The sequence below is a fragment of the Streptomyces sp. NPDC058051 genome, assembly GCF_042885475.1.
Taxonomy (GTDB): domain Bacteria; phylum Actinomycetota; class Actinomycetes; order Streptomycetales; family Streptomycetaceae; genus Streptomyces.
The window spans coordinates 1-25768 of record NZ_JBHVRW010000042.1 but is presented as its reverse complement, the minus strand read 5'-3'; the positions used below and the strand labels follow the sequence as shown (position 1 = coordinate 25768).

The 25768-nt window shown below is 68.3% G+C and carries 23 protein-coding genes; 6 read left to right on the top strand and 17 right to left on the bottom strand.

Annotated features, from left to right (window positions below; genetic code table 11):
- Window positions 1-22: 22 nt before the first annotated feature.
- The 7 genes from ACFVUT_RS35790 to ACFVUT_RS35760 all read right to left on the bottom strand — a co-directional run bounded on the left by ACFVUT_RS35790 (window position 23) and on the right by ACFVUT_RS35760 (window position 7803).
- Window positions 23-811: a hypothetical protein gene (locus tag ACFVUT_RS35790; protein WP_389652894.1), complete on the bottom strand. Its 789-nt coding sequence runs from the start codon at window positions 809-811 to the stop codon at window positions 23-25.
- Window positions 808-1674: a hypothetical protein gene (locus ACFVUT_RS35785; RefSeq protein ID WP_389652892.1), complete on the bottom strand. Its 867-nt coding sequence runs from the start codon at window positions 1672-1674 to the stop codon at window positions 808-810. Before ACFVUT_RS35785 ends, ACFVUT_RS35790 begins: the two co-directional genes overlap by 4 nt.
- Window positions 1671-2852: a hypothetical protein gene (locus ACFVUT_RS35780; protein WP_389652890.1), complete on the bottom strand. Its 1182-nt coding sequence runs from the start codon at window positions 2850-2852 to the stop codon at window positions 1671-1673. The genes ACFVUT_RS35785 and ACFVUT_RS35780 overlap by 4 nt, the downstream gene beginning before the upstream one ends.
- The gene (locus ACFVUT_RS35775) at window positions 2845-4209 is read right to left on the bottom strand and encodes a class II 3-deoxy-7-phosphoheptulonate synthase (RefSeq protein WP_389652887.1); all 1365 of its coding nucleotides are present in this window, start codon (window positions 4207-4209) and stop codon (window positions 2845-2847) included. The genes ACFVUT_RS35780 and ACFVUT_RS35775 overlap by 8 nt, the downstream gene beginning before the upstream one ends.
- A 63-nt stretch (window positions 4210-4272) precedes the next feature.
- Complete coding sequence (locus ACFVUT_RS35770; RefSeq protein ID WP_389652884.1) at window positions 4273-5043, bottom strand: SDR family NAD(P)-dependent oxidoreductase; 771 nt, start codon at window positions 5041-5043, stop codon at window positions 4273-4275.
- Window positions 5040-6305: a DegT/DnrJ/EryC1/StrS family aminotransferase gene (locus tag ACFVUT_RS35765; RefSeq protein ID WP_389652881.1), complete on the bottom strand. Its 1266-nt coding sequence runs from the start codon at window positions 6303-6305 to the stop codon at window positions 5040-5042. The genes ACFVUT_RS35770 and ACFVUT_RS35765 overlap by 4 nt, the downstream gene beginning before the upstream one ends.
- Window positions 6306-6417: 112 nt before the next feature.
- Window positions 6418-7803, bottom strand: a complete 1386-nt coding sequence (locus tag ACFVUT_RS35760) for a hypothetical protein (RefSeq protein ID WP_389652878.1) — start codon at window positions 7801-7803, stop codon at window positions 6418-6420.
- A 522-nt stretch (window positions 7804-8325) separates the two neighbouring features.
- On the opposite strand from ACFVUT_RS35760, the gene ACFVUT_RS35755 reads away from it, so the two are divergent.
- From ACFVUT_RS35755 to ACFVUT_RS35745, 3 genes are all read left to right on the top strand, one after another.
- Window positions 8326-12027 (top strand): ABC transporter ATP-binding protein, encoded by a 3702-nt coding sequence (locus ACFVUT_RS35755; RefSeq protein ID WP_389652875.1) that lies wholly within the window; start codon window positions 8326-8328, stop codon window positions 12025-12027.
- 259 nt (window positions 12028-12286) lie between these two features.
- Window positions 12287-13153, top strand: a complete 867-nt coding sequence (locus ACFVUT_RS35750; protein WP_389652872.1) for a GyrI-like domain-containing protein — start codon at window positions 12287-12289, stop codon at window positions 13151-13153.
- A 147-nt stretch (window positions 13154-13300) separates the two neighbouring features.
- A complete protein-coding gene (locus tag ACFVUT_RS35745; RefSeq protein WP_389652869.1) occupies window positions 13301-13942 on the top strand; it encodes a class I SAM-dependent methyltransferase in 642 nt (213 codons plus the stop codon).
- A 154-nt stretch (window positions 13943-14096) separates the two neighbouring features.
- Here ACFVUT_RS35745 and ACFVUT_RS35740 read toward each other — a convergent pair whose 3' ends face one another.
- Complete coding sequence (locus ACFVUT_RS35740; protein ID WP_389652867.1) at window positions 14097-15044, bottom strand: RNA polymerase sigma-70 factor; 948 nt, start codon at window positions 15042-15044, stop codon at window positions 14097-14099.
- 174 nt (window positions 15045-15218) lie between these two features.
- On the opposite strand from ACFVUT_RS35740, the gene ACFVUT_RS35735 reads away from it, so the two are divergent.
- Window positions 15219-15704 carry a carboxymuconolactone decarboxylase family protein gene (locus ACFVUT_RS35735; protein ID WP_389652863.1) on the top strand — a complete coding sequence of 162 codons (486 nt, stop codon included), beginning with the start codon at window positions 15219-15221 and terminating at the stop codon, window positions 15702-15704.
- Window positions 15705-16130: 426 nt separating this feature from the next.
- Here ACFVUT_RS35735 and ACFVUT_RS35730 read toward each other — a convergent pair whose 3' ends face one another.
- The 8 genes from ACFVUT_RS35730 to ACFVUT_RS35695 form a co-directional block, all read right to left on the bottom strand.
- Window positions 16131-17114 carry a hypothetical protein gene (locus ACFVUT_RS35730; RefSeq protein ID WP_389652860.1) on the bottom strand — a complete coding sequence of 328 codons (984 nt, stop codon included), beginning with the start codon at window positions 17112-17114 and terminating at the stop codon, window positions 16131-16133.
- A 279-nt stretch (window positions 17115-17393) separates the two neighbouring features.
- A complete protein-coding gene (locus ACFVUT_RS35725; protein WP_389652857.1) occupies window positions 17394-18041 on the bottom strand; it encodes a pentapeptide repeat-containing protein in 648 nt (215 codons plus the stop codon).
- Window positions 18022-20547, bottom strand: coding sequence for a hypothetical protein (locus tag ACFVUT_RS35720; protein ID WP_389652854.1), 2526 nt, complete (start codon window positions 20545-20547; stop codon window positions 18022-18024). The genes ACFVUT_RS35725 and ACFVUT_RS35720 overlap by 20 nt, the downstream gene beginning before the upstream one ends.
- Window positions 20544-20948: a DUF6507 family protein gene (locus tag ACFVUT_RS35715; protein WP_389671122.1), complete on the bottom strand. Its 405-nt coding sequence runs from the start codon at window positions 20946-20948 to the stop codon at window positions 20544-20546. The genes ACFVUT_RS35720 and ACFVUT_RS35715 overlap by 4 nt, the downstream gene beginning before the upstream one ends.
- Window positions 20949-21015: 67 nt before the next feature.
- Window positions 21016-21327, bottom strand: a complete 312-nt coding sequence (locus ACFVUT_RS35710; protein WP_389652849.1) for a pore-forming ESAT-6 family protein — start codon at window positions 21325-21327, stop codon at window positions 21016-21018.
- Between the two features lie 21 nt (window positions 21328-21348).
- On the bottom strand, window positions 21349-21681 hold the full coding sequence (locus ACFVUT_RS35705) for a hypothetical protein (protein ID WP_389652847.1): 333 nt from the start codon (window positions 21679-21681) through the stop codon (window positions 21349-21351).
- 282 nt (window positions 21682-21963) lie between these two features.
- On the bottom strand, window positions 21964-22197 hold the full coding sequence (locus ACFVUT_RS35700; protein ID WP_389656707.1) for a hypothetical protein: 234 nt from the start codon (window positions 22195-22197) through the stop codon (window positions 21964-21966).
- Between the two features lie 110 nt (window positions 22198-22307).
- Window positions 22308-22634: a hypothetical protein gene (locus ACFVUT_RS35695; RefSeq protein WP_389656710.1), complete on the bottom strand. Its 327-nt coding sequence runs from the start codon at window positions 22632-22634 to the stop codon at window positions 22308-22310.
- Between the two features lie 371 nt (window positions 22635-23005).
- Between ACFVUT_RS35695 and ACFVUT_RS35690 the strand changes: the two genes are divergently transcribed.
- Window positions 23006-23797, top strand: coding sequence for an ABC transporter permease (locus tag ACFVUT_RS35690; protein ID WP_389656713.1), 792 nt, complete (start codon window positions 23006-23008; stop codon window positions 23795-23797).
- A gap of 2 nt (window positions 23798-23799) precedes the next feature.
- Complete coding sequence (locus ACFVUT_RS35685) at window positions 23800-24555, top strand: ABC transporter ATP-binding protein (RefSeq protein WP_389656715.1); 756 nt, start codon at window positions 23800-23802, stop codon at window positions 24553-24555.
- 290 nt (window positions 24556-24845) lie between these two features.
- Here the strand turns inward: ACFVUT_RS35685 and ACFVUT_RS35680 are convergent, their stop codons facing one another.
- On the bottom strand, window positions 24846-25613 hold the full coding sequence (locus ACFVUT_RS35680) for a helix-turn-helix transcriptional regulator (RefSeq protein ID WP_389656718.1): 768 nt from the start codon (window positions 25611-25613) through the stop codon (window positions 24846-24848).
- Window positions 25614-25768 lie beyond the last annotated feature (155 nt).

Sequence of the window (25768 nt, the reverse complement as noted above, 5' to 3'; positions counted from 1 at the left end):
GCGACGGACTCCGGGAACCGCATCAGGCGGTGATGCCGCGGCCGGTCAGGTCCGCGATGATGCGGTGCAGCGTGTCACGGGTGAGCTGTTTGGCGCGGATGCGCTCCTCGCTCTCATCGCGACGGCCGAAGCGCCAGTAGACCCCGCCCTCGTCCAGATTGGCCACGAAGGCGACGTCCTTCTCCGCGGGGCCTCGAAGGATGAGCGAGACCGTCTGCGCGGAGACGAGCGTGGCGTGGACGGCGTCATGGTGCAGTGTGTAGCTGTCTCCCGCCTTCATCTCGTACTCCAGGACCGGCCGGATCCTTGCGAGGTCCGGGTCCGCAGCGTGGTCGGCGTGATCGGGGTCCATGCGCCGGCGCGCGTCCTTCGGACGGTTCGCCACGCCTGCGGCGCCGGGTCCGTCGTACAGCACGTGGCGGTACTGTCCCTGCACCATGTGCGCCGTGAACGAGAAACGGTGCTGATGAGCGCGTTCGAACTCGGTGGTGCGCCATATGTGCAGCCGGATCCGGAAGTTTCGCTCGTCGCCGTTGTAGAGCACGATCTTGTCGAAGGGCTGGTGGCTCTCACACATGGAGAGAAGCGTCTCGTCCTCGCCGACGCGCTTCAGGAGTCTTCCCAGTTGCCGTGCATCCCCGGCGAGTTGTTCCAGGAGCTTCGTCGCCCGCTCCCCGCTGGTGCGCAGATCCTGCCAGTCGAAAGGCTCCTGGTCGTCGAGCAGGGCGACGCAGTCCCGCTCGGCGACGTCATCCTCGTGCACAGCACCGTTCACTTCCATGGGTGCGCGGCCGTTGTCTGCGGAGTTCATTCCGTTCCTCCAAGGTCCACCCGTGACCGGGCCGTGAACGTTTCGTATGCCGGGACCAGTTCCGCCACGGGGTCGGGCACGTCCGTGGTGTCCGGCACCGCTGTCGGCCCGCTGAGCCGGTAGGCCGTCGAACGGCGAACACCATCGAGCGAGCCCGTGGCTCGGAAGACCTCCGGGTCCGTCCCTCGGACGATCGACGCGTCGAGCGTCTCGGTCCGGCCGTGTCTCCAGTCGACGGCGCGCTCGGCGTACTCCAGACCGTGCCGTGCGAACAGCGCGGCGAGCACCGAGGCCGGCGTCCGGTCCGCCAGTCCGTCGGTGGCGAACGCGGTCACGACGAGCCCGCTGTCGCATGCCTGGCGGTGGACGCGAAGCCCTTGACGGAACGCGGCGACGAAGATTCCCGTGTCCAGCCCGTCGAAACGGCTGTTCGCCTCGTGGAGTCTCTTCCATGAGTGGTAGAGGTCCACGGGATGGCGCAGCGTGACGATCAGGCTCAGCTTCGATTCCGGATAGCCGCGGCTGCGGAGTATGGAGACAGGATCGAACGCGGCCTCGCCGATGACGAACGGACCGAACGTCTCCTTCAACACGGCCGGTCCCGGTCCGGGCGGTAACGCGAACCGGGCTTCCTCGCCTGCCATCGCCTTGCGTATCAGGCGCTTCAGCGGTTGAAAATACGCCGGATGCCCGGTGGCCGCGGCGGCGCGCAGCAAGGCTGTCGTCCCGGATCGACACGGTCCGGCCACCACCGTCAGCGGTGGCAGCCGGTCCGGTTCCGCCAGGTCGACACGGTCGGCCGTCTCGGCGTCCGGAACCCGTTCGCGCAGCAGCGAGGCTTGCGCGGCGGATACCTGCCTCATATCGCCTCCCGCTCGTTGATCGTGGCGAGCCAGTCGGTGTAGGCGGCGTACGTGCCGCGAAAGGCCAGGAGGCGGCATTGCCGGATCAGTTCGTCGAGGACCGCGTCGACGGTTGCGCGCTGTCGCTGAGGAGCGTCGGTGATCGGAAGTGCGAGCCACGGCCGGTGGGTGTTCCCCGGGACGTCTCCTTCCAGCAGGTTCCGCCGGAGGAGCTCTCGGCCGCGGGTGACGTCTTCGATCACCTCGGTCTTCGGTACGGCCGTGGCGGCGTCGATGTGGGGGAGGAGGATCGTGGTCGGCTCGGCTGCCGGCACCGCGCGAGCTCCGAAGTGCGCGGTGAGCGCGGGGACGTCCACCAGCACCTTTCCCTCAGCCGCGGCATCCCAGTCCACGCCGTCGATCAGACCGTGGAGCGGCTCACCGGGCTCGAAGGCGACCTCGTGAACATTGGCACGGGCCGGGACGCCTTCCATCACGATCCGGCCGTGTTCGTTGCGCGTCAGGCTCAGCCGGTCCGCGGTGACGAAGTCGTGCGTTCCGGCACCGAGAAGGTTCAGCAGGGCTGTCGTCTTGCCGCAGTTCCGGTCGCCCATCACCACCACACCGTGCCCGCCGCGTGCGACAGCGGCCGCGTGGAACACCCATGAGCCGGCGGCGTGTTCGACGCGTTGGAGGATCTGGTCGCGCAACAGCACTCTGGCCTGAAGACGGACTTCGTGTGCCGACGAACCGAGGATCACCACCTCGCGGCGTTCGTCGTCGACGGCGATCACGATGTCGGCGTCGTCGCGTGCCATCAGACGCCAGTCTCCGGCGGTACAGTGCTCCGCCGGCCTCCGGCGGAAGATCCGCATGTCGGAGGACGGAACCGGCGTCGGGACGCGGCCGTTGCCGACCAGCAGCGTCAAGGTGATGTCCGGCTCGCGCGGGGGCAGGCCCTGCGCGAATGAGTAGTACGGGTGGTAGAAGTCGGCGAGCGCGCCGAGCAGCGTCTCGTCCTCGCTCCGTACGGCGATGAGGACACCCAGCCGGTACAGCCAACGCGTCGACGGTGGCCACCCGTCACAGCGGGCGCGACAGGTCCGCAACCGTGCGACGGCCTCCGTCCCCCAGGCCCCGAGCGTCGCCGCCTCGTGCGGGCGGGCAGCCGGCCGAGGTCCGCTTCTCGACTCAGCCACGGAGCAACTCAGCAAGACAGAAGGCGAGTTCGAGTGCCTGCTCGTTGTTGAGCCGTGGGTCGCAGGCGGTCTCGTACCGGCTCTCCAGATCGGATTCGGCGATGCCGCGCGCGCCTCCCAGACACTCGGTCACCCGCTCGCCGGTCAGTTCGATGTGGACACCTCCGGCATAGGTGCCTTCCTGCTGGTGGATGGCGAAGAAGGACCGGACCTCGGACATGATGTCGGCCCATCGGCGGGTCTTCAGCCCGGTCGACGACGTGAACGTATTGCCGTGCATGGGGTCACAGGACCAGATCACCCGGTGGCCCTTGTTGCGGACGTGCCGCACCAGAGGGGGCAGCTGCTCGGCGATCCGCTGGTGTCCCATGCGGACCGTGAAGGTCAGGCGCCCGGGGACGTTGTCCGGGTTGAGCCTCTCGACCAGTGCGTCGATCTCCGCGGGGGTGGTGCCCGGGCCGATCTTGCACGCTATCGGGTTGCCGACTCCCGAGAAGAAGTGGACATGTGCCCCGTCGGGATTCCGGGTCCGCTCGCCGATCCACGGGAAGTGGGTGGAGACGTCGTAGTGAGCGCCGGTCAGCGAGTCGACTCGGGTGAGTGCTTCCTCGTAGCCGAGGAAGAGCGCGTCGTGCGACGTGAAGACCTCGACTTCGGAGGTGGCCGGCGACGTTTCGATGCGGCATGCGCGCGCGAAGGCGAGTGCGTTGTCGATCTCGGTGGCCACCCGCTCGTAGCGATGCCCCTGCGGGCTGGAGCGGACGAAGTCCTGGTTCCAGGAGTGGACTTGGCGCAGGCTCGCGAAGCCGCCCCGGGTGAAGGCCCGTATCAGGTTGAGCGTGGACGCCGACTGCTCGTACACACGCAGCAGCCTGCTCGGGTCAGGGGTGCGCGCGTCCGTGTCGAACGGGAGACCGTTGGCTGCCGGACCGCGGTACGACTCAAGCGTCACGCCGTCGATGGTCTCGGTCTCCCGGGACCGCGGCTTGGCGAATTGCCCCGCTATCCGCCCCACTTTGAGCAGCGGCCTCTGAGAGCCGTAGGTGAGCACGATGGCCATCTGCAGGAGCACTTTGAGCTTGTCGCGGATGTTGTCCGCGGTGAAGGCCTCGAAGGTCTCGACACAGTCGCCGCCCTGCAGAAGAAAGCTCTGTCCGGAACAGACCTCCGCAAGTCGGCCCTGAAGGGCGCGGATCTCTCCTGCGAAGACAAGCGGCGGCCGACGGGAGAGTTCCTTGAGTACGGCTTCGTGGGCGCCCGTATCGGGCCAGTTGGGCTGCTGTTCGACCGGATACGCACGCCAGGACGTGGGGGTCCAGCCGGGAGGCGGAGGCCCGAAGGCATGGTCAGAGCTCACTGCTGTCTCCGTTGTCGGGATTCGAGGGGTGGCGGTTTCGGGGGTGCTCCGGAGCACGTGGGTTCAGGAGTGGACCGGACGGTCGGTCGCCGTGTATCCGCCGTCGAGGGGAATGGCCGCGCCGGTGACGAAGTCCGATGCGTGGGAGGCGAGAAAGACGGCGAGGCCCCCGATGTCGGCATCCGCACCCCAGCGGCCGAGGGGAGTGCGACGCCTGATCTCCTCGCCCCTCGGCAGGTCCGGGAGATCACCGTTGATGGCGGTCGGGAACCAGCCCGGAAGGATCGCGTTCGCCTGGATGTTGTGGGGGCCCAGTTCGGCGGCGAGAGAGCGGGTCAATCCCACGACCCCGGCCTTCGTCGCCGCGTAGCCGGTCGACCGGGGATGGCCGAAGGAGGAGTAGACGGATCCGATATTGATGATCTTTCCGGCTCCGGCCCGGCGCATCCGCAGCGCCGCGTGACGGGCGCATCTCAGGGATCCGGTGAGATTGACGGAGATCATCCGATCCCAGGCGGAGAGATCGTCTTCCAGGACGGGGCAGTCCAGGTAGATCCCGGCGTTGTTGACGAGAATGTCCGCACCGCCGTAGTCGCGTTCGATGTCCCGGAAGAACCGGTCGACAGCGGATCCATCGGTCACGTCGAGCGGTACGACGGCGAACTCGGAGGCGGCGACCTCGTTCTTCGCGCGGTCACGACCGGTGACCACCACCGTGGCTCCGGCCGCCCCCAGGGCGCGCGCCATCGCGAGACCGAGTCCCCCATTGCCTCCCGTGACCACGGCGACGCGTCCGTCCAGAGCGAAGGACTCGCTGAGTGTGTGGGAGGTCATGACGTCATCCCCACGGTACGCAGGTGGCGTGCGACGCGTTCGACTGCCGCGACCACCTCCCGGCAGTCCTGGGCCGTCATCGAGGCGGCCAGTGGAATGTCCACGATGCGACCGACGTGGACCGCGGACGCGGCCAGCGAGTCCTCGTGCACCGACGTGTCGAGGAATCGCCAGTTCCAGAAGGCGCGGACATTGCGATCGACCAGATCACCGAATGCGCGCGCGTCGATTCCCTCCGCGCGCAGAGCCTTCGCGAACCAGGCCGCCTCGGCGGCGTCCGCCCCGCCGACCTTCAGCAGCAGCGCGTCCCCGAGCACCGCGGAGTCGATGGCCTTGCGGACCTCGATGCCGTCGACCGCAGTCAACGCGTCGGTGATCCAAGCATAGTTGGAAGACAGCCTTGCCAGCTTGTCCGGCAGCCTCTCCAGTTGCGCGGTGGCTATCGCACCTCGGATCTCGTCCATTCTGAAGCTGAACAGCGGCAGGCTCAGATCGTCGAGCGGGAGCCCTTCGAAGTGTCTGCGCACCCGGCCTTCGTACGCCCCCGACAACACCGTGGCGCGGGCCATGAGATCGAGATCGTCGCTGACGAGGATGCCGCCCTCGCCGGTGTTGATGCTCTTGTCGGACTGGGTACTGAAGGCCCCCGCGCGGCCGTATGTCCCGAGAGACCTGCCGCGCAGTCGCAATCCCATGGCCGGAACGGCGTCCTCGAAGACCGGAAGGCCGGCCTCGTCCGCGAGAGAGACGATCGCGTCCATGTCTTCGGCGAAGCCGCGCATGTGGACGACCATGAGGGCGTCGACGCCCGGCAGTGCCTGCCGCAGCGCCTCCAGGTCGATGTGCAGGTGCTCGTCCACCGGCACAAGGACCGGTTCGGCACCTGCCAGGAGAATGGCGCTCGGCGTGGCCGCGAAGGTGAAGACCGGGCATGCGACCCGGGATCCGGGACCGATTCCCGCGGCCATCAGGCTCAGGGCGAGTGCGGTGGTCCCGCTGGATACGGCCAGTGCGTGGGAGGTTCCGAAACAGTCCTGTGCCAGGCTTTCGAACCTGCCCACCTCGGTCTCGGCGTGCGGCCGTGTGTCGTAGCGGAACAGCCTGCTGCTGCGGATCACACGGACAGCGGCCGCCTCCTCGGCAGGTCCTATGAAAGCGTCGCCCTTGTCGTATGTGGGCCACGGAGCGGTACGGATGGGCGTCCCGCCGTACATGGCCAGGGGCCGATCGGTCGTCACAGCGTCGGCCGTCCAGGTTGTCATTTCACATCCCACCGATCGTTTCAAAGGCGCGTGTCAAAGGCGCGTGCGCGCCGAGACACGGAGTGTCGACTCGCGGAGCCATCGGGTACTGGAGCGGGTACTTGGAGGCCGGTCAATCCAGCAGGACGCGCAGAGGGACCGCTGTCGTGGCGTTGGCCGACGTGCCGGGAACGGGCTGCCGGATGCCGACGATCACATGGCATGTGGCAGACGATCCGTCCGAAACGGCATCGCCCAGATCCCGGGCCGAGAATTCCGCCACAAGAGTCACGGCCTTGGACGGACCGACGCGCAGGGCCTCGCACCGCGGCCCGCCCACGGCCGCTCGGCCGAGGGTGCAGTCCATCGTCGCCGTGTCGCCGCCGGGCCCCAGGACGACTTCGTAGACCGGCACTCCGAAGTTGAACAGGAACCGCGTTTCCGTCGGTCCGTCCTCCGGCTGCGCCGGAGTGATACGGAAGGTGACGACGCCTTCTGTCCAGGACACGCTCAGTGAGGCGCGGACGGAACGCAGCTGCCGCCGGTGGGTGAACTCCCCAGGGCCGCCCTCGCCGAGTTCGTACGACGGCGCGGCCTGCGAGTCGGACGCGGCGCGCACCTCGACTGCCCCGAGTCTCGCCACGTAGTCGTCGATGCCGTGGTGCCGGACGACCAGGTTCTCGAAGTCCTCCAGCGGCGTCGGCCAGTCGATCGCCAGCGGGTGCGCGTAGTCGGCCCACAGCACTCGCGTGTTCCGCAGGGGCCGCCTCGTGGCCCAGCCGAGTCCTGGAACGTGGTGGCCGAGCAGTCGGCCGTTGGCGTGCGCCACGAACGTGACGGCCTCCTGGGCGTGGTGCCTGTCGACCAGCCGACGGAACGCGGCAGTGTCGAAGTCCTCCTGCCGGATCATGTCGACGGTGTCGGCGAGCTCTCCCAGCGGCAGATTCGCCAAGGGGTACCGCCAGGCCCGGTTGGAGCAGTTCTTGTACAGGTGCGCGCAGGCGATGATCGCGGCCACCTCGGAACGGAGCACCGCCACACGCCCCTGAGGCAGCTCCACCCATCGCCACTGGTCGGACAGGTCCTCGTAGGTGATCAGTGCGGCGATCGCGGAGGGTGCGTCTCCCCGGGGATCCCTGTCGAACCGGTCGGCACCGGTCAGCTCCGGCTCCCGCCCGCTGCCGTACGAGAACACGGGGAATCCTCGGTGGATGTCGAGCATCACCCGGCTGTTCCGGTCCTCGGGGTCTCCCAGGACCAGATATCCGACTTCGTGAAACCCTGTGTAGCGAGTGAACTCCCGGTACCCGTGCTCCTGAGCGCGCGCCATGAACTGCTTCGGATCGTGCGGCAGCAGGTCGATGTCGCTGGAGCGGTGGTGGGGTACACGTCCACGCGTGTTGACGTGGGGAGTGAAGCCCTTGATCAGAAGAGGTGGCCTTTCGGGGGCGCCGAGGCCCTGAAGGCGCACCACGTGGGTGATGTGCTGCTCGGCACGTTCGGCGATGGTCCTGTTCAACGACTTTAAGGACGCCCGTACTTCCGAGTGGCCGCTGTCCGGACCCAGCGCCGCCATTCGCTCCGCGAATCGCACGGTGAGCCGATGAGCGACAAGTGCCTCCCGTACGGCTTGCGGTGACTCCTCGTCACAGAGTGGGACCTCGGCCCTCTCTCCGCGGCCGGCGGCCCAGGCCAGCAAGTCTCCGAGTGCTCCTGGTCGCGCCATGCATTCTCCCCTCGCTGTCTACCCGGCGATACGACCGGAACGTGACGATTCACGACCGGACGGAACGGCTGCCCCTCGGACAGCCGGTGCATCGTTGCACCGACATCAGGAACGAGTCAATGACCCGTTGATCAATGAATTCGCCCTGTGCATAAGGGATTTGGAGGAGCAAGACTGCATCAAACCAACACATCCTGTCGCCTGGTGAAGAGATCGCGACTGTGCTCTTGTGTTCAGAGTTGGTCTATCGATTTACTAGCCCATCGTTGCGCACAGACCGTCGGCGTATCCGGACGGACACCACGGAGGATCCTGTTGAGTAGTGGCACCGACGGTTGGGCGCGACGCCTGCTGCGGCATTGCCTTCGATACCGCAGAAGGCTTCTGCTCTCCCTCGCGGCATCGATCGTCGCCATGTGCGTCACGGCGCTCACGCCGTTGATCCCGAGACTCGTCATCGATGATCTGGTCCACGGCGGCGAACGGCAGTTGACTCCGTGGCTGACCCTCATGGCCGCTGCCGCCGTCGTGGTCTACCTGCTCACGTGTGTCCGCCGCTACTACGCGGGCCTGCTGGCGCTGGAGGTCCAGCACGATCTGCGCACCGAGATGTACGAGTCGCTCGTGCGGCTGGACGGCAGGCGTCAGGACGAGCTGTCCACCGGCCAGGTCATCGGGTGCGGCACCACCGATCTCCAGCTGATCCAGAGGCAATTGGGGCTGCTGCCCGCGTTGATCGGCAATGTCCTGCTGTTCGTGGTCTCGCTCGCGGTCATGCTCGTGCTCTCGCCGGTGCTCACCGTCATCGCGCTCGCCGTGGCGCCGACGCTGCCCTGGGTCGCGCGCCGCAGCCACGCTCAGCTCTTCCGGGCGACGTGGCACGCTCAGCAACAGGCCGGTGCGGTGGCCTCCGTCGTGGGCGGGAGCATCGACGGCGTCCGCGTCGTCAAGGGCTTCGGCCAGGAGAGCCAGGAGATCGAGAAACTGCGCTCTGCCAGCCGCGGCCTCTTCGTTGCTCGGCTGCGCACCGTGCGGCTCAACGCCCGCTACACCCCGGCTCTGCAAGCGGTTCCCGCACTCGGGCAGGTCTGCGTTCTCGCGCTCGGCGGCTGGCTGGCCACGCGCGGCGACATCACGCTCGGCACCTTCGTCGCCTTCTCCACCTACTTCGCCCAGCTCGTCGGCTCTGTGAGGATGCTCGCGTCCACGTTGACGGCCGGGCAGCAGGCCCGAGCCGGTCTGGAGCGGGTGTTCGCGCTCATCGACATGAAGCCCGACGTCGACGAGGCACCGGATGCGCAAGAACTGTCGCCGGGCACGCCGACCGACATCGAGTTCGACCGGATCACCTTCGGCTACGCGGAGGGGGCGCCGGTCTTCAAGGACTTCTCCCTGCGGGTCGAACCCGGTGAGACCATGGCGGTGGTCGGTTCGTCGGGATCCGGCAAGTCCACGCTGACGTCGCTGGTGTCGCGCCATTACGACGTCGAGGACGGAACCGTACGCGTCGGTGGCCACGACGTCCGTCGGCTCACGTTGCGTTCGCTGCGTGCCGCCCTCGGCGTCGCCCCGGGCGACATCTTCCTGTTCTCCGAGTCCGTGCGCGAGAACATCGTCCTGCGGGCACCGGACGGGACCGACGAGGAGGTCCGGTCGGTCGGCCGGGTCGCCCAGGCAGACCGATTCGTCACCGAGCTCCCCCACGGCTACGACACGGTTGTCGGCCCCCACGGACTGACTCTGTCCGGTGGGCAGCGCCAGCGCATCGCCCTGGCGCGGGCGCTTGTCGGCCTGCCGCCGGTTCTGCTGCTCGACGACGTCACGTCAGCGATCGACCCCCTCGCCGGAAAGGCGATCCATGAGGCGTTGCGCGACGTCCTGGAGGACCGCACCGTCCTGCTCATCGCGCACCAGCGCTCCACTCTGGAACTGGCCGACCGGATCGCCGTCCTCGAAGGCGGTCGGCTGGTCGGACTCGGCACGCACGACACCCTGCGGGCGACGTGCGCCGAGTACCGGCGGCTGCTCGACGACTTCGACGAACACGCCCCCGAAGCACCGGCCGCGCGTGAGGCGGACACCGAGCTGCCTCACGGGGATGGCGTCACTCCCGAACTGTGGAGGACGCCCGCGAGCCGCACCGCACCAGGGAGGCTTGACACACCCGCGGCCCGAGCCGGTCTCCTGAAGGGGCCGGCACGCGGTGATGCCCCGGCGGCCGGGTCGCCCGCACAGCCACCCGTCGCTCCTGATCCGCACATGGATGAGGAAGCCGCAGAGCGGTCCGAGTCCTCCCTCGGCGTGCGCCGACTGCTGAGCGGCCTCGGGGTGCCCTTCACCCTGGCCGTGGCCTGCGTCGCCCTCGACGCCGTAGCCGGCCTGTTGCTGCCCGTCCTGATCCGCCACGGCATCGACGAAGGCGTACGACGGCAGATGGTCAGTGCTGTGTGGGTGGCTGCCGCCCTGGCCCTCCTGGTGGTGGTGGGTCAGTGGGCCGCCCAGGTGGGTGGCGTCCAGCTGACCGGCCGTACCGGCGAGCGTGCCCTCTACGCGCTGCGTGTGAAGATCTTCGCTCATCTGCAGAGGCTCGGACTCGACTACTACGAGCGGCACCTGCCGGGCAAGATCATGACGCGGATGACCACGGATATCGACGCGCTGTCCGTCTTCCTCCAGACGGGGCTGGCGTCCGCCCTCGTCGCCGTTCTCACCTTCGTCGGCATTCTCGTGGCCCTCGTCACGATCGACGCTCAACTGGCCCTGGTCGTCCTTGCCGTCCTCCCGCCCCTGGCCATCGGCACGTATCTCTTCCGACGGCACAGCGTGCGGGCGTACCGCCTGGCGAGAGAGCACGCCGGCGTGCTCAACGGCGATCTCCAGGAGTCCCTTGCCGGACTGCGCATCCTGCAGTCCTTCGGACGCGAGGCGGATCGTGCCCAGCGATTCGCCGGGCACAGCGCCGACTACCGGCAGGCCCGGATACGCGGACAGTGGCTCATAGCCGTCTACTTCCCGTACGTGCAGTTGCTCGCCTCGTTCGCCACCGTCGGAGTGCTGAGCCTGGCTTCCGGACGTGTGGTGGCGGGCACGCTGACGGCAGGGGCGCTCGTCGCGTACATGCTGTACATCGACCTCTTCTTCAGCCCTGTCCAGCAGTTGTCGCAGATCTTCGACGGCTACCAGCAGGCTTCCGAGTCGCTCGGTCGGGTACGGGAGCTGTTGAACGAGAAGTCCTCCACACCTGCCGCGCAACAGCCCCGGTGCGTGGAGGCGCTGCGCGGAGAACTCGCCTTCGACCATGTCGCTTTCCACTACGGAGACGGCACCACCGCACTCACCGGTGTCGATCTCGTCGTGCCGGCAGGCCAGACCGTCGCGTTCGTCGGTGAGTCCGGCGCGGGCAAGTCCACACTGATCAAGCTCGCTGCCCGGTTCTACGACCCCAGCTCGGGCACGGTGCGCGTGGACGGAATGGACCTGCGCGACCTCGACCTGACGGGATACAGGCAGCGTCTCGGTATCGTGCCCCAGGAGCCGTACCTGTTCAGGGGCACTGTGCGTGACGCCATCGCGTTCGGACGGCCTCAGGCGCTGGACGCCGAGGTGGAGTCGGCCGCACGCAGTGTGGGCGCACACGAGATGGTCGCCGCTCTGCCGGGCGGCTACCTCCATGAGGTCGCCGAGGGCGGCAACAACCTCTCTTCCGGTCAGCGGCAATTGATAGCGCTGGCCCGTGCGGAGCTGGCCGCGCCGGACATTCTGCTGCTCGACGAAGCCACCGCCGCGCTCGACCTGAGATCCGAGGCCGTGGTCAACGCCGCCACCAAGCGGCTCGCTCGTCGACGCACCACACTGATCGTCGCCCACAGACTGACCACGGCAGCCCGCGCCGACCGGATCGTGGTCCTGAGCAAGGGGAGGCCGACGGAGGACGGAACGCATGAAGAACTCCTGGAACGGGGAGGGCGGTATGCCGAACTGTGGAGCACCTTCATGGGCATGCAGGCAGTGGATTGAGCCGTCGGCCCAGCAGGGCGTGGCCGCGGAGTGATTCCGCCGCCGCGACAGGCACCGACGACGTGGCGCCGTACCGCGCCCCGGCACACGCGACGCACCTCACCGGACTGCCGGAACTCACCGTGCTGCCGGAACTCACCGGGCCCCGCTCGGGCCTCCGGGCTGCCGCGTGCACCCGACTTGATCGGGCACAAGATGTCGGGTCCGGCATGGTAGGTGCCGCTTAGCGTGGTGGTCGTCAAGAGGAAGGAGACCGGGCATGCTGGAGCGGCTGAACCAGGCCATGGAGCACATCGAACGCCATCTCGACGAGGACATCGAGGTGGAAGAACTGGCGCGTATCGCGGCCACCTCGGAGTACCACCTGCGCCGGATGTTCTCCGCGCTCGCGGGCATACCACTGTCGGAGTACATCCGGCGCCGTCGGCTCACCCTCGCGGGCGCCGAAGTACTCGCGGGGCGTGAGACGTTGCTGGAGATCGCGGTGCGCTGTCGCTACAGCTCCGGCGAGGCGTTCGCGCGGGCGTTCCGCGCCATGCACGGCATCGGACCGGGCGACGCCCGACGTACCGGTGCCGAGCTCAGCTCCCAGTCCCGGATGGCCTTCCGCCTCACCATTGAAGGGAGTAGCAGCATGCGATACCGCGTTGTGGACAAGGCGGACTTCACCGTCGTCGGGCTCAGGACCCGGGTACCGCTGGTGCATGCGGGGCCGAACCAGGCGATCATGGACTTTGTCCGCGGAATCGACCCGGGGACCCTGGAGCGCCTGGAGGAGCTGTCGGACCAGGAGCCGCACGGCATCGTCGCGGTCTGCGACGACCTGGACCCCAGCCGCGCCGAGGGCACCGAACTCGACTATCACCACGGCGTGATCACCTCCGTGGCCGCGCCCGAGGGCACGACCGCGTTGGCCGTCCCGGCCGGCACCTGGGCGGTCTTCACCACCTCCGGGCCGGCGCCGCAGGCCATCCAGGAGCTGTGGCGGGACGTCTTCACCGAGTGGTTCCCGTCGAACCCCTACCGCAGCCGCACCGGTCCCGAGATCCTGCGCACCCGCCTGTCGCCGGACAAGACCGGGGCCGACGCCGAACTGTGGCTCCCGGTGGAGCCCGAGCACGGCTGAACACAACAGCAAGAGCTCGGGGGAGGCGCGTGTGAGCGCGTTGGTCGGTCTTTCGGGCCGACCGACGCGCGTCGCGAATCCCGGGTCGTCTGCGTTCGTGATCAATACGCCCAAGGGCTGTCGGGACAGCCCCTAGGGTGTACGGCAATGGACTGGAACACCTGGCACGACCGGTACGACGTGGCCGACTCGTGGATGGCGCGGCGGCTGCGGACCGTCCAAGCACGGACGCGCGCCGCCCTGGACGATGCTCCGGCCGGGCCGCTGAAGGTGATCAGCCTGTGCGCCGGGGACGGCCGCGACCTCCTACATGTCCTCGCCGATCACCCCCGCCGCCACGAGGTGCGGGCCAAGCTCGTCGAGCTGGACGCACGCAACACCGCCGCGGCCTCGGTGGCGGCGCGCCGGGCGGACCTGGGCCAGGTCGAGGTGGTGACGGGTGACGCCTCACTCATCGACCAGTACCAGGACCAGGCCCCCGCGGACCTCGTTCTGATCTGCGGCGTGTTCGGCAACATCTCCGACGGCGACATCGAGCGCACGATCGGTGCCTGCAACCAACTGTGCAAAACCGGCGGGACCGTCATCTGGACCCGGAACCGCGCCGCCCCCGACCGGGTGCCGCTGATCTGCGCATGGTTCGGCGCCCAGGGCTTCGAACTGCAGTGGCTGTCGGAACCGGGCACGGGCTACGGGGTCGGTGTGCACCGGTTCGTCGGCACGCCGCTACCCCTGCGTACGGGCAACCGACTGTTCGAGTTCGTGGGCTACGACGCGATCGGGCCCTGAACCCGAATCTCGACTACATCGCGTACGCACCGCGCCTCGTCCTGACCGGACCCTTCCGACCCGGGCCCCGTCGGGCGGGCCGGTCCGGCGCCGACGGGGTCAGGACATCGGCCGGGACGCCGCTCGCGCGCGTCACTCCCGGCCGACCCGTCTCTCAGCGGCGCAGGGCGGTCTCCTGCCGCATGTGCGACAGCTTCTCGGGATTGCGCACGGCGTAGAGCCCGGTGATGAGGCCGTCGTCGATGCGCACCGCCATGACGGTGTCGAGCGCGCCGTCGAGCCGGATGACCAGCGCCGGGCAGCCATTGACCTGTGCCTGACGCAGTGACACCGCGTCGGCGAGCCTCCCCAGCCCGGAGGCCAGCAGGCGGGACACCTTGTCGGCCCCCACGACGGGCCGCAGGATGGCCTTCTTGACTCCGCCACCGTCGCCCAGGAGGACGACATCCGGCGCGAGGATGTCGAGCAGGCTCTGCAGATCGCCCGTTTCGACCGCCTGCTGGAACGCGTCGAGCGCGTCCCGGGTCTCGGCCGGGGAGACGGCCCCGCGCGGCCGGCGCGCCGCGACGTGTGCCCGCGCCCGGTGCGCGACCTGCCGGACCGCCGCCGGGCTCTTGTCGACGGCTTCGGCGATCTCCTCGTACCCGAGGTCGAACACCTCGCGCAGCACGAACACCGCCCGCTCGGTCGGCGCGAGCGTCTCCAGCACCAGCAGCATCGCCATCGAGACGCTGTCGGCCAGCTCGACGTCCTCGGCCACGTCGGGCGCGGTGAGCAGCGGCGCGGGCAGCCAGGCGCCGACGTAGGACTCCTTGCGGCGGCCGAGCGTACGCAGCCGGCCGAGCGCCTGGCGCGTGGTGATCCGGACCAGGTAGGCACGCTGATCCCGCACCATGCCGAGATCGACCCCCGCCCACCGCAGCCAGGTCTCCTGCAGGACGTCCTCGGCGTCGGCGGCCGAGCCGAGCATCTCGTAGGCGACGGTGAACAGCAGGTTGCGATGGGCGACGAACGTCTCGGTGGCGGGGTCCGCGCGTCCGCCGCCGAGCTGCCCGGCCGTGTCCTCTGTGTGCTCGCTGTGCTCTGTGTGCTCGCTGTTCACCGGCTGCTCCTGCCTGTTCGCTCCGTACGGTGTCCCGCGCACAAGACGCCGTTCCCCGCAGCTTTGTGACACCCGCGAGCGGTGGCGCACGTCACACGGTCGTCCCGTCACAGGGAGCGGGGCGCCGGCATCTCGTGTTCGTCATGTGCACCACCGACGAGTGAGGACGACATCATGGACGCCCGATTCAACATGTTCGAGAACGAGATCGCCGCCAAGTTCGGCAAGCGGTTCGCCAACGCCGCCCTGGTGATTCACCGGTCGTCGCTGCAGGCGTCCACGCAGGAGCTGGTGTCGCTGCGCGCCAGCCAGATCAACGGCTGCGGTTGGTGCATCGACATGCACACCAAGGAGGCCGCAGCCGCCGGTGAAACCGCGGTCCGGCTCAACCTGGTCGCCGCCTGGCGCGAGTCCACCGTGTTCACCGAGGCCGAGCAGGCCGCGCTGGCGCTCGCGGAAGAGGGCACCCGGCTCGCCGACACCCACCAAGGCGTGTCCGACGAGACCTGGGCGCAGGTGCGCAAGCACTACGACGACGACCAGACCGCGGCACTGGTCTCCTTGGTCGCCCTGATCAACGCGGCCAACCGGCTCGCCGTGATCGTGCACCAGCGGGGAGGTTCCTACGAGACCGGGGCGTTCGCCGCCGCGTTCAACTGAGTGGCGGACGAAGGCCAACTGATCAGCGGAGGAATCGGGCCCGGCCCGGGATCATGCGATCCGGGCCGGTGCTGCCTTTCTTCCTGATCACGTGCGGTCCGATCACGTGCGGTCCAACGTGCTGACCGATCACGTGGGACCGATCACGTGCCGACCGATCACGTGCGGACCGATCGCGGGTGGATCGCGGAGGAACCCCCGCGGGCCGTCCCCTCGGAGCGGAGCGTGCCGTCCTCGTACGCCGCGCGGCCGGGACCGTGCCGCCCCCGGCCACAAGGAGTCCAGGCTGACGGCGCCTCCCAGCAGCTCCTCGACCTCACCGGTGAAGAGTTCGCCCCCGTACAGCAGGCGTTGCCCTCCATCCGTACCGACCTCGGGTCGTCGATGTCGATGCGTGTCACGTCGGTCGTGAGAACCGGACCTTCCTCAGCTGCCGGCCAGCTCCCGCAGCACCGCGAGGCTGTCCGCCCCGACCGGCTCGACCCCTGCCGCTTGTCCCGCCACGGGGTCCTGCGCGGCATTCCCGAGTTCGGCGAGTGCGGCCGAGGGGGACAGCCCGCGGTCGTGCGCGGCTTGCAGCCGGTCCAGCCAGATCAGACCGGCCCGGTAACCGTCCAGGTCGGCGGCGTCACACGGCTCAAAACTTGCCGCGTTCTCGGCATCCGATGCCCAGAGATACCCCAGGACGTCGTGCCCGCGGCGCACCGGCAGGTACTGGACGCTGCCGGAGGCGTCGCGGCGGTAGCCGGACTTGAAGCTCGGGGTCTGGCTGAAGATGCCGTTGCGGTGGGGGATCTCGAACCGTCCCCACACGTCGGAGGGGGCTCCGTCGCCGTCCTCGAAGTGGTTCTCGACCCCTGTCTCGGTGGGAATCCCGAACCAGGTCGGGTCCTCGGGATCGATCTCCAGGTCGAGGGCCTCGGAGATGTCCGCCAGGGCCTCGGCCAGGCGCGGGCGGTTGCGTGTGAAGACGTCCTTCTGGTCACGTCCGCGAAGATCGAACGGCATCCAGGCGTCCGAGAACGTCGTGAGTTCCACATGGAAGAAGCTCTCGGACACATCGACCGCGAGCGTGAACAGCCCTTCGACCGCGTGGGCGCCGTCGCCGGTCTCGACGAGGCCGTCGCAGGACGCGGACAGTTCCACGCCGCCCACCGTGCCGTCGGTGGTCCTTCTCCTGATCTCCGACACGAGGGCGTCGTTGACCGGGAGATCGGTCCGGAGCACGAACTTCTGTCGCCCCGGCTCCGGAACCACGGCGGTCACCGTTCCGCCGTGCGGGGTTCCCGGGCGGTGACGGTCGAGGACGCCGAGCGCCGGCGAAAACCTGCGAACGGCTTCCTGGACCAGGTCGGTCGCGTGCCCGCGGTCACCCCAGGACCACCGGGCGACGGGGGTGGTGGCGATCAAGGCCGTCCTCCTGGCATGGGGTTGGAACTGGGCGAGTACATGCCGTTGGGGACTCTTCCGCCACCGCCGGGGTCCGTCTCCGTGGCCGTCGCCGGACGGGCTCGTGCCCCGGAGTGGAGTCGTCATGTCCGCCAGGGCACATGCGCCGTCCCCTGACCGCCGCCGGTGAGACCGTCGTTGTGGTCGGTCCCACGACCGGGCCCCGTTCCACCGTTCGTGGCTCGGGGCACCGGCAGGGGCAAGGATCTGGCCGTGCCGGTGCCGCCATTCTGTTTCTGATCAGCGTGCGGATCGTGAAGGAATTACCTTCGCATTTCCTTTTCTGTCACGAATCCATTCTTCGAGACCCGGACCGCCCAGTTCTTCGATGCCTTCCGCGGTGACGATGCCGACCGGACCGAAAATTGTTCCGGAGAAGCCGATCAGAACTGTGTTCTCGTCGAGCTTCACCTTGAATGAATTCTCGTCCGTCACCGCGTTCGTCAGATCTGCCCCGCGGAGGTCGACGTTCAGCAGGGAAGCCCCCATCAACCGAGCGCCACGGAAGCTCGCCCCTGAGGCGTCGACGCCGTAGAGCGAAGCCTTGACGAAATCGACACCGTCGAGAGTCGCGCCCCGGAGCGTGGCATCGTCCAGGTTCGCCCGTACCAGTGAAGCGTTGGTCAGGTCTGCTCCAGAGAGGTCGGCCCCTTCGAGATCCGCACGGTAGAACTCCGCTCCCGTCAGGTTCGTACCGGCCAGCCTGGCGTCGGTGAACCATGATTCGGAGAAGTCGCCGCCCGTCAGATCCGCGCCGCTGAAGTCGAGGCCCACAGCATCGAGCCCGCTGTCGTCCGGGCCTTGCAGCCATTCGCGAAGGCGATCGGCGGCAGTTCGGTCGTCAGGGTACCGGCGCGGTGCCCAGCCCTTACGGGTACCAGATGACATCGTCTTCCCAACCGTTCTTCTCGACGACGGACTTGATATCGTCGATCGCTGCCTGACTTGCATTACGGACGTCAAGAATAACAACGCGGTTCTTGTCGACGATCTGTTCGGAGAGCTTCGTGACCCACTTGCCATTGTTGGCGGGGTTGTATGCACCCTTGAAGGGCAGCGACTTGTCGCGAACGTTGTTGAATGGCGGCCAGTCGGAGTGCACGCCCTTAATATCGTAATACTTGTCCGCGCTCGGAGAGTAGAACTCGCCACGGTCGGCCTGAGTCGGACGCTGGATGTCATCGGGAAGCCGTGCTTCTTCACGAAGGTCCAGACCCACCCGTGCTTCGTCCTTCGAGGGTTCTGAGATGCCGCCGTTCTTGTCCGGGTCGCGCTGCAGCTGATCGAAGTCCTCGGGGCTGCGCTGCTCCACCTCGTCGAGGTGATTCCAGTGATCGGCCCGCTCCTGCGGAGTGAGTTCCGGAAGGGGTTCATTCACCCGGTCCGCGGGAGGACCGCCGACCGGCTCGGTGCCCGGGGCCTCGTGCCCCCCGGAAGCAGTGTCGGAATGACCGGGAGTCTCCCCGTGTCCTCCTCCGGCCGACCCGCCGGGCTCGCCCGTACCGGCCGAAGGTGTCTCGTGGCCGCCACCGGAGGGGCCTTCACCGTGTCCCGGAGTGGAGCTGTCATGCCCACCACCGGTGCCGGGGCCGTCCCCCTGACCGCCGGTGGGGCCGTCGTTGTGGCCGGACGGAGGCTCGTGGCTGTTGGAGGGGCCGTTCCCGAGGTCGTCCGCGTGGCTGCCCGGAAGGTTGTCGCCGGCGTGGCCGCCGGGAAGGTTGTCGCCCGCGTGTCCGCCGGGGAGGTTGTCGCCGACGTGCGGGGTGGTGCTGCCCGGGACGTCGTCGCCGACGCGGCCGATGTCGCCGAGGTCGGTGTCGAGGCTGTTGCCGAGGTGGAGGGGTTGGTCGGCGTGGGTGGCGGCGTGGGCGGCGTTGTCCGCGGTGTGGGCGCCCGCGCCGACGAGGGCGGGTTCCCTGGTGGGGGAGGGGGTGTCGGTGTGGGGGGTGGTGGCACCTGGGGTGTCGGTGTCCGGGGTGTGGGGGGTGGTTTCGGTGGGTGCGTCCTTGGCGTGCTGGACGATGTCGCCGTTGTGGTCGAGGAGGTTGCCGTCGTGGTCGAAGTACTGGACCGGTGCGTCGGTGGCTGTGGGGAGTTTCGTGGTGTTCTCGGGCAGGACGGGGACGTCGTCGGGGAGTTTGACGTTGCCGTCGGGGAGTTTGATCCCGCCGTCGGGGACGGCTGCGCCGTCGGGGAGGTGGACGGTGCCGTCGGGGAGTTTGAAGGAGCCCTCGGGGAGGGTGATCGCGTTGTCGGGGAGGGTGGGGATCTCGATGTTGCCGATGCCTTTGAGGCCCTTGGTGATGTCGCCGATCTTGGAGAGGCCGGCGCCGGCGCCTTTGGCGATGTAGGTCATCGGGTCGATGACCTTGCCTGCCTTTCCGGCGACGGAGAGGACCTTGGCGACGGCTCCGGCTTTTCCGGCTCCGGCGGCGGCGCCGCCGGCACCGCCGGTGAAGACGGTGGTCAGGACGTTGAAGGTGACGGCTCCGGCGGCCCGGCCGGGGTTCTTGCCCCATTCGTCCCAGGCGACCAGGGCTTTGCCGGTCTCTTTCATCGCGGTGCGTGAGTCACGCAGCCAGGAGGGGAGTTTGTCGTCGGGCAGGGTCCAGAACAGGGCGCCGGCGCCGGGGATGGCGGTGATGGCGAGGCCGGTGGCGAGCTGGGCGAGTCCTTTCCAGGCCTGGCCCATGGCGTCCCAGCCGCCGAACCCGACGAGGGTGCCCAGGCCCTTGATGGTGCCCCAGATCCCGTCGACGATCAGCCCGTCCCAGACGAACGACTTGACCCAGTGCCCGACCTCGTACCAGTGGTGTTTCTCCTCGACGGGGTCGCCCCAGGGCAGTTTCGCGTTCTTCAGGTCGTCCGCGTCGAACCCGTACTGGTCCTTGCGCTCGGAACCGTCCCCGGCGACCATCTGCGTCCCGCCGAACAGGGCGGTGATCTTGTTGTGGCAGGTGCGTTCGGCGGCCCAGAACGCGGCGACGGTCGCGGTGATGTCGTCACGGAGCTGGTTGTGCTCCTCGACCTTGTCCCCGTCGTACTGCCAGTCCTCGTCGTCCTTGTTCTCGTTCACGAACGTCGTCGCGTCCGTCTTGAGCCGGGCCAGCTTCGAGACCAGCGGACGGATCTCCGTCGCGTAGTCCGACAACGACGAAGCGACCTTCTCCAGATCGTCCGCGAACCCGTCCGCACGGTCCTGGACCGGCTTCGTCGACGCGAACAACCGCTCCGCCTCCGGCGCCTGGTAATACGCCGACAACGCCTGGAAATGGGTATGGACGGAAGAACCCGTGTCCCGGACATGCCCCGCGTCCGCCGTCAGACTCGCATGGTCCTTCTCCAGCTGACCCAGATCACCGGTGTACTGCGGAATCGCCTCAGGCTTGATCACCGCGCCTGCACCCCAGGCTTCTTCGGATCCAGATCCACCGCACCCAACGCCTTGCGCTGCGCCTCGGCGGCCATCGCCAGATCACCGTCGAGGTAGGCGGTCGTGGCGTCCACCGCGCCCTGCAGGGACTTCCCGGCCCGCGCCGCGATGTACTTCAGGTCAGGGGTGGTGTGCTCCGCGAACTGCGAGAGGGCCAGCGCGACCAGACCACCGACCGCCTCACCACCCTCACCGCCACCTCCACCGCCGCTGTCGTCCGCGGTGATCGTGCCCGCACTCGACGCCGCCGACGACAGATGCTTCCCGTACGACGTCGCGTGCGTCTGGATCTTCGCCGCCATCTCACCCGTCGTCTTCAGCACACCCGAAATACCCTGCGGCTTCAGATCCCAGCCGGTCATGCGTTACCTCATGCTCCCCGTTACCGCCCCGCCCCCGGACCCGCCGTCAGGCGGGCCCCCCGACGAGTCAGCCGATGTTGTCGACGGCTGCCTTCGCGCGCGTGATCGTGTGCTGCGCCGTGCCGTCGTTCTTCTCCAGCGTCGTCTTCAGCAGCTGGATGATGTTCTTGACCTCCTGCGACGAACTGTTCCACCGCAGTTCCTTGCCGTGGTACTCATCCGCCACACCATCCGCCGCGAAGTCGGCCATCGCCGCCTTCACCTGCGCGTCACGCGCCGCGATCACTTCCTCCAGCCGCGCGATCACCACCTGGATGTTGCCCTGCGCATCCGCGGACGCACCCATGTCGTACGAACGACGGTCGCTGTCACCAGCCATCAGAAACCAAGCCCCCCGAAGTCACCGGCCGCCGAAGCGCGCCGCATCGAAATTCGCCGCCGACATCTGCTGCCGCGCGTTGTCACCCTGCTCCTGATCACCCGAGCTGAACGCCGACTCCATCCCCGACTGACCACCCAGAAGAGCCGACAACGAACCGTTCAACGCCGCCGTGATCTCGTCCGACCGCCCCTTGAACGAATCGAACGCCGCACGCCCCGCACCATTGAACTTCCCCTCCAACGGCTGCGCGGCCTGCACCAACTGACGAATCAACGTCCCCAGATCATCACTCGAACCACGCGACTTCGACGACAGACTCGTAAGAACCTGCGCCCCCATGTCGAACTTCATCCAGTCCCCCTGCTGAGCCGGGCAAACAAATGTGGTGCCATGCCTATCAACTCGACCGGCGCTGAGGCAATCGAGGACCTGGGGCTGTGGACAGGGCGGGGCAGAGGCGCGGGCCGACCCCGCACGGGCAATGAGGTGCACAGACGGAGTACATGCCCCGGTCGAGGAGGGGGAGGGGGCTTCTCGGCGCGACCGGGATCCCGAGGATCTTCAGCCGATCTTCACGTCATATGCACAAGCGTGGGCGGTGGCTCCTCGGCCGCTGCCCGTCGATCCGGTCGGTCACGGGCGGAGGTGCTTCTCCGCCTCGGCCTGTTCGATCAGTTCCGCGTACGAACCGTCTTCCTCCAGCCCCGAGCCGTGAAGGAGGGAGACCGACCACGGAATCGGGCACGGAGGGGCGTGGTCGGGGTCGGGGCACAGCAGCCTGGAGATGCGTTCCTCGATCTCCTCGGCCTGCTGCCGAGTGGCGTACACACCCAGCCGGACTTCCCAGACACTCGGGTTCTCGGGCATCGCTCACGTCCCAGGTCGGCGAAGAGAAAGGAGAGGGGGGGAGAGAGGGGGAAGGGAGAGGGCGGACGGGGCGGCAAAAGGGGGCGAAACGACTCGCCCCCTCGTCGACATTACCAGGTGCGCTTGGCGTCGCAATGGCGCTTGTAGTGGCCCGGGGGGACGGGGATGTTGCGTGCCGCGTCGTTGATGGCCGCCTGCTCGGTGTTACCCGTGCCGTCGGCCCTGTCGTACTTCACGACGTTGTTGTCGCTGATACGGACGATCTGGCACTGCACCGTGGCGTGCCAGGTCTTCATGACGCCGAACCCGTGCGTGACGGCCGCCTGTGCCGCGCCGGCGGGGGTAGCGGTGGGGGCGGCGGAAGCGGTCGGGGCGACGAGACCCCCTAACGTGAGAGCCAGGACCCCGACGGCGAACGTGCGGCGGAGTGTCTTCATGAGCGTTCCTCCCTGATGGTGCCGGTGCGGTCGGCCGTGCCGACGGGTATTCCGGGGCGCGGACAGGCCGGTGCTGCTTACGACGCTCCCATCCGGGCACCGCGGGACGCTGCCCCCGGCGGTGCGATTGGCAGTCGGTTGTCAGCCGGCCGCCCGCTGTCCGTCAGTCGTCCGCCGGCTGCCCGCGGCTGCGGGTCGGGCCTGTGCGCCACCGACTGCCCCCTACCGCGGGTCGGGCCTGTGCGTCACCGGGTGCCCACGACCGTGGGGACCGGGCCTGTGCGTCACCGGCTGTGAACCGCCGCGTCGGCCACCGCTACGTACCTGGTGCAACCGACAGCGGCCCATCAGGAGCACACATGGTGTACGGCATGGCGGCCCCACCCCTCGTGGGGCGACGCGACAACCCCTCGGTGGCGACGGTGGTGGGCACCGAACTCTCGCGCAACAAGCGAGGGTTCATCCTGTGGTACCACCTCCTCGCCCCTGTCATCATCACCGTCCCTCTCTTTCTCGGTGCCCTCGGCTCCTCCGAGGCCAAGGCGGGCCAGAGTTTCGAGGTGTTCCGCAACGTGACCCTTGAATTCTGGGGTGTGCTGGTCCCGATGACCGCGGGCCTGGCCGCGGCGCTCTCGGTCCGCGCCGACCAGGACGCCTGGCGGCTGCTGCTCTCCTACGGCGTGCCGCGCGGGCGCTACTTCATCGGCAAGGTGGCCGCACTCGGTGTGCTGGGCCTGGCCTCCTCCACCGTGCTGCTGGTGATGCTCTCCCTCGGCGCGATGATCAGCGGCCGATTCCCCGAGGCCATGGGGACGGTGGTCGCGGCCGTCTGTCTTCCCTGGCTGGTGGGCCTGTCCATGACCGCGCTGGCCGTACTGGTGGCGGTGGTGTGGGGCATGGGCCCCAGCATCGGGGTAGGCGTCGCGGGCCTGCTGTGCGGGGCGCTCGTCTCGGACAAGGTCTTCTGGTACGCCGTTCCGTTCGCCTGGCCCATGCGGGTGGTCCTGCCGCTGGCCGGGATCGGACCCAACGGGGTGCCGCTGCCCAAGGACAGCCCGGTCACCGACATGTCGGCCATTCCGCTCGCCGTGGGCCTCGCCGCGGCGCTGACCGTGGTCCTGCTGCTCGTCGGCAGCATGCACATGCGCCGTAAGGAGATCTGACCATGACCGCGACAACAGGCACGACCGGCACAACAGAGGACCGGACGACACCGGCGCTCACGATCCGCAGCCTGCACAAGCACTATGGTTCGCACCACGCCCTGGACGGCGTGGACCTCACGGTCGGGGCAGGAGAGGTGTACGGCCTTCTCGGACCGAACGGCGCGGGCAAGACGACGCTCATGAAGGCCCTGCTCGGCCTGCAACGCCCGACGTCGGGCAGCATCGAGATCTTCGGCAGGTCGGTCGGCCGGGAGTCGCTGGCGGAAGTCGGCGCCCTGATCGAAGTTCCCGGGCTCTGGCCGACACTGACGGCCGACGAGACGCTGAAGGTACACGCCAAGCTGCGAGGCGTGCCGCAGGCATGGATCGAGCCGGCACTGCACCTGGTCAAGATGACCGACGCACGAGGCCGGAAGGTCGGCGCCTACTCCCTCGGTATGCGCTGGCGGCTGGGGATCGCCGTCGCCCTGTTGGCCAAACCCCGGCTGCTCGTCCTCGACGAGCCCACCAACGGCCTCGACCCCGTAGGCATCCGCGAGATGCGCGGCATCATTCGCTCACTGGCCGACGAGGGCGTGGCGGTGCTGATCGCCAGTCATCAGCTGGCGGAAGTCGCCCAAGTCTGCGACCGAGTGCACGTACTGGTGGCCGGTCGGACACAGTACGAAGGCTCACTGGCAGACCTCGCCATCGACGGAGACGTGGAAGCCGGCTTCTTCCGACTCCTGGAATCCGCCGATGCAGGCATCCGCTGACCGGCGCCGCACCCACACACCGATGACCGAGACGTATGACCGAGGCGGATGGCGGATGGCGGACAGCCCCGAAGCCCCACGCCACGGCGACCACCCAGGGACGGACCCGGCCCGAGACGCGCGCCCGTCCCTGCACGTCCATGTGAGTGTGCGAGCGCGCGGAGTCCATCCCTACGGAGTCCCCATGTGCGCGTCCGTACGTGCGCGTCCGTGCATACGGAATTCGGTCCGCTGAACCTGGGGTCGAACCTGGGCCGCGTCGCGCCGGCTCCCGCGTGCGCCGCTCGTTCTCAGCAGGCGCGTGCGCTCAACGGCTGTCGAGGACCAAGCACAGCGGCCAGCGAAATCAGCTCGGCACGGCCCCCGACTCCCACATCGTCGTAGAGCCTGCGGATTCGCCGGTACATGGACCGCTCCGAGCAGTAGTAGTAGCGGCGCGCGATCTCGGAAACCGTGATGGACGTACAGAGCAGCCGCATCAACTCCGCGTCGTACGAAGGGAGAGCGGACGGTGGGTGCCCTCCAGATATGTCGCCCTCGCGGTCGGCCTCCACACTGGGTGCGGTCTCCCCGCCGGTGTAGCGGCAGCGCTGACGAACCACCTCACCCGCCGGAATACCCTGCGGCCCGGCAGTCACGGCGTTGCCGGACGTGACCACGAGATGCGCCCGAAGCTGTGCGTACAGCACGTCACGTTGACTCTCGCAAGGTATGGCGAGATTGAGCACGAAATTCGCACCTGAACGGATCGCGTCATACGTCCGGTAACCCGAAAGATCACGGGTGACCGCGACGAGCAGAGACAGCGGATGCCGCACCCTGACCGCTTGCAACTCCTCGGTTTGGAACTCGCCGGTGACCGGCATCAGCACCGGAAGATCCAGCGCACCGCAGGGTGACGTCAGTTCCTCCGGGTCGATGAAGTCGACCCGGTCCAAGCCGGAGCGGAGCGCGCCGAGCAGGGCCCGTGGTGGGTCGAAGTACGGCTTGAGTCCCGAATGAACCAGGACATGAAGCTCGGTGACGGTCGATGCGTGCTGCTGCTCGCGTTGGTGCAAGGCGCTGTTCCCCGTAGCGTTGATCCCGGTGGTGGTCGTCCCGCGGTCACTGGGTGACGCACGGCGTCGGATCACGCTCATGGCACGCCCGCGCCCGCGCCGCCCGCGCCCGCGCCGCCCGCGCCCGCGCCGCCCGCGCCCGCGCCGCCCGCGCC